Source organism: Actinosynnema sp. ALI-1.44, from assembly GCF_001984155.1.
Taxonomy (GTDB): Bacteria; Actinomycetota; Actinomycetes; order Mycobacteriales; family Pseudonocardiaceae; genus Kibdelosporangium.
Window position 1 is genome coordinate 372,244 of sequence record NZ_MTQO01000048.1, and the last position, 12,497, is coordinate 384,740.

Here is a 12,497-nt window from a genome sequence, read left to right on the forward strand (position 1 = left end):
CCGAATTACCTGCGACTCAACTCACACAGGTCTCTCGTGAGTGGTTACCAGGGTTCTGACCCGGCCAACCACTCACGAGGCTCGACCTGCGGCGCGGGCGAGCGCGGCCGCGCCGATGGCGACGGCGTGGTCGCCGAGCTCGGCGGGTTGGATGACGAGGTCCGCGTTGGTCGGCAACACGGTCGCCTGGACGGTCTCCCGGCACGTGGGTTCGAGCAGGTCCCACGCACCGATCACACCGCCGCCGAGCACCGCTATCTGGCTGTCCAGGACGGTCGCCACGACGGCGATCGCCTGCCCGAGCGCGGTCCCGGCCTCGGCGAAGACACGCACCGCGTCCTCGTCACCGTTCCGCGCCCGCTCGGCGACCAAACCGGCTCTGATGCCCGCCCCGTAGCGCCGGCTGATGGACAGGCCGGACGCCACGGACTCGAGGTGCCCCCGAGCGCCGCACGTGCAGAGCTCGGTTCCGAAGCCCGGCGTGTGGCCGATCTCCCCCGCCCCGCCGCCCGCGCCACGCAGCAGGACGCCGTCGCTGATCAGCGCGCCGCCGATGCCCGTGCCGACCGTGATGCCGAACGCGTGCCGGTAGCCGCGCGCCGCTCCGGCCGTGGCCTCGCCGTGCAGGAACGCGTTCGCGTCGTTGTCGACGACCACCGGCAGGCCGAGTTCCCGGCTGACGCCCTCAGTGAGATTCGTCCCCTCCCAGCCGGGGAAGACCTCGGTCGTCGCGGCGACCGCGCCGTTCGGGTCGATCACGCCCGCCGCGCCGATCCCGATCCCGCGCGCGCCGACTGCCAGCTCGGCGGCCATTTCTATCGCCGTGGCAAGGATCTTGCCCTTCGGCGACTCCGCGCGCCGACTGTCCACTATGCGCAGTTCGTCGTCGCACAGCACGAGCTGGATCTTCGTGCCTCCGATGTCCACACCAAGCCAGCTCAATGGATACTCGCGATCATGGGAGTTCGGGTGGAGATCAGTGTCGAGTCGATCAACGGTGTCCGGATCGCGGCGCGCAACGGCGCCGACCGGGTGGAGCTGTGCGGTGCGCTGTCCGACGGCGGGTTGACGCCGAGTCTTGCGTTGACCGAGCTGGCCGTGCGGCACGCCGGGAGCACCGAGGTGCACCCGTTGATCCGGCCGCGCCCCGGGGACTTCCGGTACGACGCCGACGAGGTCGAGGTGATGGTCGGTGACGTCCGCGCCCTCGTCGCCGCCGGGGCGCACGGCGTCGTGATCGGCGCGCTCGGCGCCGACGGGCTGCTGGATCCCGTGTGCGAGAAGTTGATCGAGGCGGCCGACGGCAGGCCGGTCACGCTGCACCGCGCGATCGACGTGAGCTCGTCGCCACGCCAGGTACTGGACCAGGCGATCCGGATGGGGTTCAAACGGGTGCTGACCTCCGGGCAGCAGCGGTCGGCGCTGGACGGCGCGCCGGTGATCAAGTCGCTCGTGGAGCAAGCGGACGACGTCATCCAGGTGATGGCGTGCGGTGGTGTCCGTGCCGTGAACGTCCTGGAAGTCGTTGCGGCGACCGGGGTTTCCGACGTCCACGCGGGCGCTCGCCAGGCTGTTCGCGGAGCCGCGGGCGGGGCGGTGTCGTACGCGGGCGTCGGTGTGCCGGAGGGCTTCGACCACTTCGACACCGACGCCGACGGAGTGGCGGCGTTGTGTTCGGTCATCCGCGGCTAGCCCGTCGTTCGCGCTGCTCGACCGGGTCCGGTACAGGCGCGGCGGCGAGCAGCCTGCGGGTGTAGTCCTCCCGTGGCGCACCGAAGACGTCCGCTCTGCTGCCCTGTTCGACGATCTTGCCGCGGTGCATGACGACGACCCGGTTGGCCAGCATGTCCACGACAGCGAGGTCGTGGCTGATGAACAGGCAGGAGAACTTCAACCGCCGTTGCAGGTCGAGGAACAGCTCGAGGATGCTGGCCTGCACCGAGACGTCCAGTGCGCTCGTCGGCTCGTCCGCGATCAGCAGATCGGGGTTGAGCGCGAGTGCCCTGGCGATGCTGACGCGTTGCCGTTGCCCGCCGGACAACTCGTGCGGGTAACGGTCACGCGTCGCGGCGCCGAGCTCGACCGCGTCAAGCAGTTCGTCGACCCGCTTGCGGTGGTCCTTGGCCTTGTGCAGGACAAGCGGCTCGGCGACGCACTCGGCGATGGTCATCCTCGGGTCCAATGAGGACGCGGGGTCCTGGAAGATCATCCCGATCCGCGCGGTCAGCGGTCGCATCTTGCGGGCGGACAGCTTCGCGATGTCCTGCCCGAACAGCTCGACGCTGCCGTCGGTCGGCTTCTGCAGACCGACCGTGCACCGGCCCGCGGTCGTCTTGCCGGAGCCGGACTCGCCGACCAGGCCGACCACCTCGCCCTTGCCGATCTGGAACGAGATGTCGTCGACGGCCCGCTGGCCGCCGAAGGACACCACCAGGTTCCGCACGCTCAGCACGGGTTCGACGACGTCTTCGGCCTGCCGCGCACCGGAGCCCAGCCGCGGCACCGCTTTGAGCAAGCGTTTGGTGTAGTCGTGCGAGGGCCGCAGCAGCACGTCGTCGACGCCGCCCGTTTCCACGACCGCGCCGCGGTACATCACGACGACCCGGTCGGCCAGGTCGGCGACAACGCCCATGCTGTGCGTGATCAGCACGATGGCGGTGCCGAGCCGGTCCCTGAGTTCCCTGAGCAGGTCGAGGATCTCGGCCTGCACGGTGACGTCGAGCGCGGTGGTCGGCTCGTCCGCGATGATCACCTTGGGGTCGCAGGCGATCGCCATCGCGATCATCACGCGTTGCCGCATCCCGCCGGACAACTCGTGCGGGTACTGCTTGAGGCGGTGTTCCGGCCGATCGAGCCCGACCATCCTCAGCAACTCGACGGCTTTCTGTTTCGGGTCTGGAACTCCCCCCTTCCGATCGGCTCGGTGCAAGGTGATCGCCTCGGCGAGCTGCCAGCCGATCGTGTGCACGGGGTTGAGCGCGGTCATCGGTTCCTGGAAGACCATCGCGATCTCGTTGCCGCGCAACTCGCGGAGTTCCTTGCCGGACAACCCGCGGACGTCGCGCCCGCCGAGCATGATCCGCCCGGTGACCTTCGCCTTGCGCGGCAGCAGGCCGAGCGCGGACATCGCGGTGACGCTCTTGCCGGAGCCGGACTCGCCGACGACCGCGACGACTTCACCCGGCTTCACCTCGAAGCTGACCTCCTTGGTCGCCTCGACGTCGCCGAACGTGATGGAAAGGTGGTCATAGCCGAGCATCAGCGGCCCTCGAATCTCACGTCGAACGCGTCCCGCAGCCCATCACCGATGAAGTTGAAGGCGCACACCGTCATCACGATCAGCAGACCGGGCGGCAGGATGAGCCACCACGCGCCGTCGTGCGCGTAGGTCAGGCCGTCGCTGAGCATGCCGCCCCAGTTGGCGGCGGGCGGCGGGATCCCGAGGCCGAGGAAGCTCACGTACGCGACGAGCAGAACAGCGTCGGCGATCTGGAAGGTCACGTTGACGATGACCGTGCCGATCGCGTTCGGGATGATGTGCTTGCCGATGGCACGAACGCTGCCGCCGCCCATCACCTTCATCGACTCGACGTATGCCCTGCTGCGCAACGCGATCGACTCGGCCCGCATGAGCCGGGCCGGAACAAGCCATGACACGAACCCGATGACGAGGATGAGCATCGGCACGCTCGGCGTCGCGATCGCGGCGGCGACGACAAGGAGGAACAACGCGGGGATCGCGATGCCCGCGTCGACGATCCGCATCATCACCGCGTCGACCCAGCCGCCCGCGTAACCGGCGACAGTGCCCCACAACGTGCCGATCAGCGTGGCGAGCAGACCGGCGGCCAACCCGATGATCAGCGAGGTCTGCCCGCCGAGCATGAGCCTGCCGAGCAGGTCGTAGCCGAGGTCGTCGGTGCCGAGCGGGTGCCCGTCGACGCCGGGCCCGAGCTTGCTGTTCGCGAGCGACGTGAGCGTCTGCTCGGTGTGGTAGACGAGCGGGCCGACGAAGCAGAACAGGATCAGCAGTCCGAGGATGGTGATACCGACGACCGCGAGCTTGTTGCGCCGGAAAACCCTCAACCGCCTGGCCAATGGTCCACTCATGCCTTCACCCGCCTGGTCCTCGGGTCGATCAGCGCCTGCGCGACGTCAGCCAGCAGGCTGCCGGTGACCGTGGCGAGGGAGATGACGAGCACGACACCGAGCAGGATCGGGAAGTCGCTCGTCTGCGCGGCGTTCCAGAACAACAAGCCCATCCCGGGGTAGTTGAACAGCTTCTCGGTGACGAGCGCGCCGCTGAACAGCACCGGCAGGTAGTAGCCGAGCATCGCGACCAGCGACGTGAGCGAGTTCTTCAGCACGTGCCTGGTGACGATCCTGGTCTCCGAAGCACCCTTGGCCCGCGCGGTGCGCACGTAGTCCTCGTCGAGGTTGTCCACAACGGACGACCGGAGATACCGGCTGAACACCGCGAGCACGACCCCGGCCCCGGTGAGCACAGGAAGAACAAGCGCCTGGGAATCCGCGAAGATCCCCCCGAGCGTGTCAGCCTGCGGCGCCTCGACAGGGAACCACGCGGCATTGATGGCGAACACGATGATGAACACGAACCCGACAAGGAAGACGGGCGTCGAGTAGATCAGCAGCGTGAGCGCGCTCAGCAGGTAGTCGGTCGGCCGGTTGCGCCTGACGGCCTGCCACACCCCAAGCGGGATCGCGACAAGCAACGCCACGAGAGTGCTCAGCACAGTGAGGACGAGGGTCTTCGGCAGCCGCTGCCCGATCAGGTCGGCGACGCTCTGGTTGAGCTGGAACGACTCGCCGAGATCGCCCTGCAGCAGGCGACCGAGGTAGTGCAGGTACTGGATCGGCACGGGCTGGTCGAATCCCTGCTCGTGCTCGAACGCCTGGATCTGGTCCTCGGTCGCCTGGATGCCGAGGATGCCCCTGGCCGGACCACCGGGAATCTGGTGCAGCAGGAAGAAGACGACAACGGTGACCACGAAGATCACCACGACCGCCTGGACAACCCGCCAGAAGAGGAACCTAGCCACGCCGCATCCCCACGCTGTCCGGCCCGTGCAGCAGTATGCACAGAGGTCGCCTTCGTGGTTGGTTCCCTTCCGTATGGCCTGGGCGAAGCCCAACCGCACGTGTCAAGGGGTCCGCCTTCGCAAGCCGACCAGGCTGGGAACCCGACGAATCCCCTTGACGCGTGTGGTTGCCTCCGGCAGGCCATACGGAAGGGGACCGACCGCGCTCACTCACACCGACGACAAAGCCGAGCCCGAGGCTGGAACCTGTACCGCCTCGTTCCCTTTCGGTGGTCTGCCGTCCGGCGAGGACTCTCTTTTCACCTGGTCGGGTCTCCAGCGGGCCGGCAACAGGCCCAGGCGCGATGCTTCGGGGGAAAGAAGCCTCGCCGGCGGGCAGACCACCGAGCAGGAGCACCCCCGAAGCACCACTCTGCGCTTGCGCGCGACTGGCCTGCGCGCGGCTGCTGGTGGGAACTGCTGTCATTTCACGGTCCAGCGCTGGGGCTGCATGGCTGCCAGCGGGTCCTGGTTGCCGATGTTCACGCTCTTCTTCACCGCCGAGATCTGGTACACCGGGTTCGGCAGCCAGATCACGGGCAGGTCCTTCGTCAGGTGGTCGCCGTACGCCTTGATCGAGTCGTGGTCGGCGGTCGACGTCGACGCATTGATCAGTTCGTCTGCCTTCGGGTCGCTGTAGCTGCCGAGGTTCGACGTCGCACCGGTGCCGAAGATCCGCTCACCGCTCGGGTACGCGTTGAAGTACCAGCTTCCCTGCGTGCCGAAGAAGGACATCTGCCACGAGCACTCGGCGGCTGACGGCTGGCACGCCTTGCTGTTGCCCAGCACGGTGTTCAGCGGGGCCTGCTTCAGGTCGAGGAAGACACCGATCTTCGACAGCGAGGACTTCAGCTCCGCCATCATGTTGTCGGTTTCCTTCGACCCGCTTTCGGCCAGCAGCGTGAACTTCAGCTGCGCGCCCGCCGGGATGCCGGGGCCGCACTTCGCGGGGTCGCTGCACGCGGCGATCCCGTCGGAACCCGTGGTCCAGCCGTGCGACTCGAGCAGCGACTTGGCCTTGGGGATGTCGAACGGGTACGGGTTGTTCTTCTGCGTGTCGGACAGGAACGGCGACGACGGGTCCTGCGGGACCGGGCCGTAGCCCGCGACAGCCATGTCACGCCAGATGTTCTTGACGATCGACTCCTGGTCGACCGCGTGCTGGATCGCCTGGCGCACGTACAGCTGCTTGAAGATCGGCCCGGCCTGCGGGTTGTTGAAGTTGTACGGGATGTACGAGATCGCCCAGCCCTTCCACGGCTGGACCTGGTACCCCTTCGACTCCAGTGAGGACCGCTGGTTCAGGTTGGCCGACGCCAGGTAGCCGTAGTCCACGCCGCCGGTCTGCAGAACGTTGAACTCCGCGTCCGCGCTGGTGAACGGCTTGAAGGTGACCTTCTCCACCGACGGCTTGTCGTCGCCGGTGTACTTCGGGTTCTTCACCAGCGTGACCTGGCCGCCGGTGGTGTACTCCTGCACCGAGTACGGGCCGTTGCCCGCCTTCCACAGTGGATTGGTCTGGTAGGTCGGCAGGTCCTTCGCCTGCGCCACCAGGAAGTCGAAGACCTGCTGGGCGCCTGCCTCCGTGCGGTCGTGGTCGCCGATCGGGCCGTCAGGCGACGTCTTGTCCCACAGCTTCTGCGGCATCGGGCGGACGTTGGCCAGCTGGACGGCGGTGAACCAGTCCGGGTTGTAGGGCTTGTCGAGGACGAACTGGAACGTCTTCTCGTCGATCGTCTTGAACTCGACGATGTTGTCCGGCAGCCGCCCCTTGGCGTAGCCGCCCCACTTGGTCTTGTTGAACTTGACCAGGTTGAACCAGAACTCGACGTCTCTCGTGGTCAGCTTCGAGCCGTCGCCCCAGGTCAGCTCGTCCTTCAGGGTGATCGTGACGCTCTTGCCGTCCGGGCTGTACTGCGGTTGCTTCGCCGCGCCTGCCTTCTCGTCCATCGCGACCGTGCCCGATGTGCCGTTGTAGGTGACCAACGGGACGAACAACAGCTGGTAGATGGCCGAGTTGTACGACGCGAGGTGGCCTGGGATGCCCAGCGGCATGATCCAGTTCGGCGTCGCGTTCGGCGGCAGGGCGAAGGTGACCGTTCCGCTCTGCGCTGTGGACTGCTTCGACTCCGGCGAGCTGCTACAGCCGGCCGCAAGCAGTGCCACAGCGAGTGCGGCGGTCAGGAAACGGCGGGACATCGCGCCTCCCGGGTCAAAGTCGGTGAATGGCCGGACGCTAATCCCTGATGCGAACAAAACACAAGCCCTCTCGTCGTAAGTCGCTGATTGAGGTAGTGTTTTCGACGTAACTTGGTTCGATATCGAACAAAGATCAAAGGGAGGCGCCCGTGCCGAACCCGCCGACGTCCGAGATCCTGCGACTGGTCTCGTCCGGCGAGGCCTCCTCCCGCACCGACCTCGCCCGCATCCTCGGCCTCGCCCGGTCCACTGTGTCGCTGCGCGTGCAGGAGCTGATCGACGCGGGCCTGCTGACCGAGACCGGCGACGGCCCGTCGCGCGGCGGTCGCAGGCCACGAGTCCTGCGACCGGCAGGCGACGGCGGGTACGTCGTCGGCGCGGACTTCGGGGCCAACCACGTCCGGATCGGCGCGTACGACCTGTCCGGCGAACAGCAGCACATCACCGAAGTCGAACTGGACATCGCGGCCGGTCCGGAGACGTGCCTGACCACCCTGCTCGACACACTCGGCGGAATCCTGCCGGGACAACGGCTGCTCGGCGTCGGCATCGGACTGCCCGGTCCGGTCAACTTCGAGGACGGCCGCGTCGAACGGCCCGCGAGAATGCCGGGCTGGCACGGCTTCGAGGTCAGGGACTGGCTCGGCGAACGGCTGGACGTCCCGGTCGCGGTGGACAACGACGCGAACGTGGTCGCGATCGGCGAGTTGCACACCCGCAACCTCGGCCCCGAGCACCTGGTCGTGGTCAAGGCAGGGACCGGCGTCGGCTGCGGCGTGATCTTCTCCGGCGTCGTCCACCGCGGCGCCAACGGGGTTTCCGGTGACGTGAGCCACGTCCGCGTCCAGGCGGCGGGCGAGAAGCTGTGCGCCTGCGGGAACACCGGGTGCCTCGAAACCATCGCCAGCGGCGCCGCGCTGGCCAAGAGCGTCGGCGCACGGGACACCGGGCACCTGGTCGACCTGGCCAACGACGCCGAGCCGCACGCGACCGCTGCCGTCCGCAGGGCAGGCGGGCACCTCGGCGAAGTTCTGTCCACAGTGGTCAACTTCTTCAACCCGCACGCCGTGCTGCTGGCCGGAAGGTTGTCGTCGGTTGAGCCCTATGTCGCCGCTGTCCGCGGCGCTCTCTACGAACGATGCCTGCCGATGGCGACGCAGAACCTGACGGTCGCGGTCGCCGAGGCGGGCAGGGACGCGGGCCCGCTCGGCGCGGGCGTGCTCGCGTTGCATCAGGTTCACCGCAAGGAAAGGAACTAGGCCAGTGCGTATCGGGATCGCCGGCATCGCCATCGAGAGCAGTACGTTCTCACCGCACCGGACGGGATTGGCCGACTTCCGGGTGACCAGGGGCGCGGACCTGCTCGCGCGCTACGCCTGGACCGGGGACGAGTCGCTGGACGTGGAGTGGGTTCCGTTGCTGCACGCGGTTTCCCTGCCCGGCGGCGCGGTCGTCAAGGACGTCTACGACGGGCTCAAAGCCGAGATCCTCGACCGGATCGGCGAGGCCGGGCCGTTGGACGGGGTGTTGCTGGACATCCACGGCGCGATGAGCGTGGTCGGGATGCTCGACGCGGAAGCCGACCTCGCCAGGGACGTGCGCAAGGCGGTTGGTCCGGACGTGCTGATCTCGGCGTCGATGGATCTGCACGGCAACGTGTCGCGTGACTTCGTCGAGCAGCTCGACCTGGTCACGTGCTACCGGATGGCGCCGCACGAAGACACCTGGGAGACAAGGGAAAGGGCCGCTCGCAACCTCGTTGCCCGGCTTCGCGACGGCGGCAAGCCGCACCTGGCGTGGGTGCAGATCCCCGTCCTGCTGCCCGGCGAGAAGACCAGCACCCGGATCGAACCGGCGAAGAGCCTCTACGGCCAGATCGAGGCGATCGAGGCCATGGACGGGATCCTGGACGCCGCCATCTGGGTCGGCTACGCGTGGGCGGACGAACCCCGCTGCCAGGCGGCGGTCGTGGTGACGGGTGACAACGCGGAGCTCGTCGAGGCACAGGCGACCAAACTGGCGAACGACTACTGGAAAGCCAGGCACGACTTCGCTTTCGTCGCGCCGACCGGGTCGCTCGACCACTGCGTCCGCGAGGGCCTGGCCAGTGGGATCAGGCCGTTCTTCATCAGCGACTCGGGTGACAACCCCACAGCGGGTGGCGCCGGGGACGTCTCGTGGACACTGCGGGTGCTGACCGCATACCGGTCGCGCACCATCATCTACGCGTCCATTGTGGATCCCGAGTCGGTCGCGATCGCCAAGGCGGGCGGCGAGGTCTCGTTGCGGATCGGCGGCAAGATCGACGGCGGACCGGCCGGTCCGGTGGCACTGACCGGCACGGTCGCCAAGGTGCACGAGGATCCGGTCGGCGGGACGATCGTGGTGGTGCGGTCCGGCGGGCTGCACGTGATCATCACCGAGCGGCGCAAGCCGTACCACCTGGTCAAGGACTTCACCGACCTCGATCTGGACCCGGCGCAGGCGGACCTGACCGTCGTCAAGATCGGGTACCTGGAGCCGGAGCTCTACGACCTGGCCAAGGGCTGGCTGCTGGCGCTGACCCCAGGTGGCGTCGACCAGGACCTGATCCGCCTGGGGCACAAGCAGGTCGTCCGGCCGCTCTACCCGTTCGACCCGGACATGGACACCCCGGACCTGACAGCCCAGCTCATCTCGTGAGTGTCCAGCCGGGTCAGAACCCGGCTGAACACTCGCGAGGTGTTACGCCCAGCCTGGCATCGGGTAGGCGGCGAGCAGTTCGCGGATCTCTCCCGCGATGCGCTCGACGGCGGCCTCGTCACCGGCGTTCTCGGCCTGCACGGTCTGGTCGATCCACTCGGCGATCTTGGCCATGTGCTCGGTGCCGAGGCCGCGGGTGGTGATCGCGGCGGTGCCGAGGCGCAGGCCGGACGGGTCGAACGGCTTGCGCGGGTCGAACGGGACCGAGTTGTAGTTCAGCTCGATGCCCGCGCGGTCCAGCGCCTTGGCCGCGGGTTTGCCCGCGATGCCCTTGTTGGTCAGGTCGATCAGGATCAGGTGGTTGTCCGTGCCACCCGACACCAGGTCGAAGCCGCGCTCGGTCAGCGCCTCGGCCAGCGCCTTGGCGTTGGCCACGATGCCGTGCGCGTACGCGGAGAACTCGGGCTTGCCCGCCTCGCCAAGAGCGACGGCGATGGCCGCGGTGGTGTGGTTGTGGGGGCCGCCCTGCAGACCCGGGAACACGGCCTTGTCGAGCGCCTTCGCGTGCTCGGCCGTGGACATCAGCATGGCGCCGCGCGGGCCACGCAGGGTCTTGTGGGTCGTGGTCGAGATGATCGGGGCGTGCCCGACTGGGGACGGGTGGGCGCCGCCGGCGATCAGGCCAGCGATGTGCGCGATGTCGGCGACCAGGATCGCGTCGATCTCGTTCGCGATCTGGGCGAACGCCGCGTAGTCGATGGTACGCGGGATCGCGGTGCCACCGCACCAGATCAGCTTGGGCCGCTCGGCCAACGCCAGGTCACGGACCTCGTCGAAGTCGACGGTGCCGGTGTCCTTGCGCACGCCGTACGCGACGCTGCGGAACCACTTGCCGGTCGCGGAGACGTTCCAGCCGTGCGTGAGGTGGCCGCCCGCGGGCAGCGCCATTCCCATCACGGTCTCGCCCGGCTGCAGGAACGCCAGGTAGACGGCCAGGTTGGCCGGGGAGCCGGAGTACGGCTGGACGTTGGCGTGCTCGACGCCGAACACGGACTTGGCGCGTTCGATGGCGAGGTTCTCGATCGGGTCGACGACCTGCTGACCCTCGTAGTACCGCTTTCCTGCGTACCCTTCCGAGTACTTGTTGGTCAGCACCGTGCCGGTCGCTTCGAGGACCGCGGTGGACACGTAGTTCTCCGACGCGATGAGCCGGATCTTCTCGTACTGGCGCTTGGCTTCCTGCTCGACCAGACCCGCGATCTCGGGGTCCGCGGCGGCGAGTTCGGTTATCGCGGGCTGATGCACGGTGACGCATCCTATCTTGCGGCTAAGTTACCGACGGGTAATATCGGCGCTATGGACTTGAGCATGATCGGCGAAGCGATGAAATCTACCGTGCCCTGGGTGAACACCGCCGGGATCGAGTTCAAGGAGATCACCGCGACCCGCGTGGTCACGGCACTCCCTGACAACCCGGCGAACCACAACCACGTGGGCGGCGCGCACGCGGCCGTCGCGTTCGGCCTGGCCGAGACCGCGTCCGGCGCGGTGGCGCTCGCGTCGTTCAGCGAGCAGATGGCCAAGGCGATCCCGCTCGTGAAGCGCTCGGAGATCAACTACCGGAAGGTCGCGACCGGCGACCTGACCGCGGAGGCCGTCCTCGGCCGCCCGGCCGACGAGGTCGTCGCCGAACTGGACAGCGGCACCCGGCCCGAGTTCCCGGTGAACGTGACCATCCGCAACGCCGACGGCGAGACGACCGCCGAGGTGGTCGTGCTCTGGACGCTGCGCCCGAACCGCTGACCCCACCGCACAAGCTCAAATCCTTGGCTCCGCACGGGAAACGGGCCGCCGAACCTGGCAGCCCGTTTCCTGAAACGACAAGCCAGCAACAAACCGCTGCCGCCGCCAAGCCCCAACACAGTCCCCCACCCAACCCGGGGGGCGTCCCCGCTCCAGTCTACCGGCGATAGCCCCTGGTCATAGGGTTACCGACCGGTTGTGGACAACCGGATTTGGCGACGGCACCCTCGGTTCGATCGAGCGCTGGCCGGGCCAGTGGTCACGAACCACTAGCTGACCCGCACGCCCATCGAGCGCGCGGTCCCTTCGACCGTGCGCATCGCCGCGTCGATGTCGACGGTGTTCAGATCCGGCAGCTTGCGCTGCGCGATCGCCCGCAACTGCTCGCGGGTCAACGTCCTGCTTCCGTTCACCGCCTGCTTGATCAGGAACGAGGTCGGCGGTGTCTTGAGCGTCAACTGGAACGACCGGTCGTCGAAGATCGTGATCACGGCGGGCACGATCTCGCCGCGCTGCGCCGCGGTCAGCGAGTCGTATTCCTTTTTCAACGCGACCAGGTTGACCCCGGTCATGCCCAGCATCTTGCCGAGCTCGGCGACCGGCGCCTCACCGGCGGGAAGCGCCATCGTCACCTGGTGGCTTTGTTTCTTGGGTGGCATCGCTCGCCGTCCTTTCTCCCGACGGCGAGCGACGTTAAAGTCTCCGGTTGCTGGA

At 67.8% G+C, this 12,497-nt stretch carries 11 protein-coding genes; 4 read left to right on the top strand and 7 right to left on the bottom strand.

The window, feature by feature from the left end; genetic code table 11:
• Positions 1 to 72: 72 nt before the first annotated feature.
• Complete coding sequence (locus ALI144C_RS29290; RefSeq protein ID WP_202819081.1) at positions 73 to 927, bottom strand: ROK family protein; 855 nt, start codon at positions 925 to 927, stop codon at positions 73 to 75.
• Between the two features lie 30 nt (positions 928 to 957).
• On the opposite strand from ALI144C_RS29290, the gene ALI144C_RS29295 reads away from it, so the two are divergent.
• The gene (locus ALI144C_RS29295) at positions 958 to 1,692 is read left to right on the top strand and encodes a copper homeostasis protein CutC (protein ID WP_076990389.1); all 735 of its coding nucleotides are present in this window, start codon (positions 958 to 960) and stop codon (positions 1,690 to 1,692) included.
• Here the strand turns inward: ALI144C_RS29295 and ALI144C_RS29300 are convergent.
• The 4 genes from ALI144C_RS29300 to ALI144C_RS29315 form a co-directional block, all read right to left on the bottom strand.
• Positions 1,679 to 3,259 carry an ABC transporter ATP-binding protein gene (locus ALI144C_RS29300; protein WP_076990390.1) on the bottom strand — a complete coding sequence of 527 codons (1,581 nt, stop codon included), beginning with the start codon at positions 3,257 to 3,259 and terminating at the stop codon, positions 1,679 to 1,681. The genes ALI144C_RS29295 and ALI144C_RS29300 overlap by 14 nt on opposite strands.
• A complete protein-coding gene (locus tag ALI144C_RS29305; protein WP_076990391.1) occupies positions 3,259 to 4,110 on the bottom strand; it encodes an ABC transporter permease in 852 nt (283 codons plus the stop codon). Before ALI144C_RS29305 ends, ALI144C_RS29300 begins: the two co-directional genes overlap by 1 nt.
• Positions 4,107 to 5,060, bottom strand: a complete 954-nt coding sequence (locus ALI144C_RS29310) for an ABC transporter permease (RefSeq protein WP_076990392.1) — start codon at positions 5,058 to 5,060, stop codon at positions 4,107 to 4,109. The genes ALI144C_RS29305 and ALI144C_RS29310 overlap by 4 nt, the downstream gene beginning before the upstream one ends.
• Positions 5,061 to 5,522: 462 nt before the next feature.
• On the bottom strand, positions 5,523 to 7,298 hold the full coding sequence (locus ALI144C_RS29315) for a peptide ABC transporter substrate-binding protein (RefSeq protein ID WP_076990393.1): 1,776 nt from the start codon (positions 7,296 to 7,298) through the stop codon (positions 5,523 to 5,525).
• Between the two features lie 149 nt (positions 7,299 to 7,447).
• Here ALI144C_RS29315 and ALI144C_RS29320 point away from each other — a divergent pair, with 149 nt between their 5' ends.
• Positions 7,448 to 8,557 carry an ROK family transcriptional regulator gene (locus ALI144C_RS29320; protein WP_076990394.1) on the top strand — a complete coding sequence of 370 codons (1,110 nt, stop codon included), beginning with the start codon at positions 7,448 to 7,450 and terminating at the stop codon, positions 8,555 to 8,557.
• Positions 8,558 to 8,561: 4 nt separating this feature from the next.
• Positions 8,562 to 9,980, top strand: a complete 1,419-nt coding sequence (locus ALI144C_RS29325; protein ID WP_076990395.1) for a M81 family metallopeptidase — start codon at positions 8,562 to 8,564, stop codon at positions 9,978 to 9,980.
• A gap of 42 nt (positions 9,981 to 10,022) precedes the next feature.
• Here the strand turns inward: ALI144C_RS29325 and glyA are convergent, their stop codons facing one another.
• Positions 10,023 to 11,285, bottom strand: a complete 1,263-nt coding sequence (glyA, locus tag ALI144C_RS29330; RefSeq protein ID WP_076990396.1) for a serine hydroxymethyltransferase — start codon at positions 11,283 to 11,285, stop codon at positions 10,023 to 10,025.
• A gap of 78 nt (positions 11,286 to 11,363) precedes the next feature.
• On the opposite strand from glyA, the gene ALI144C_RS29335 reads away from it, so the two are divergent.
• Positions 11,364 to 11,783, top strand: coding sequence for a DUF4442 domain-containing protein (locus ALI144C_RS29335; RefSeq protein WP_269086709.1), 420 nt, complete (start codon positions 11,364 to 11,366; stop codon positions 11,781 to 11,783).
• Between the two features lie 269 nt (positions 11,784 to 12,052).
• Here ALI144C_RS29335 and ALI144C_RS29340 read toward each other — a convergent pair whose 3' ends face one another.
• Entirely contained in the window at positions 12,053 to 12,442 is a 390-nt protein-coding gene (locus ALI144C_RS29340; protein ID WP_076990398.1) for an uL11 family ribosomal protein, read from the bottom strand.
• Between the last annotated feature and the right edge of the window lie 55 nt (positions 12,443 to 12,497).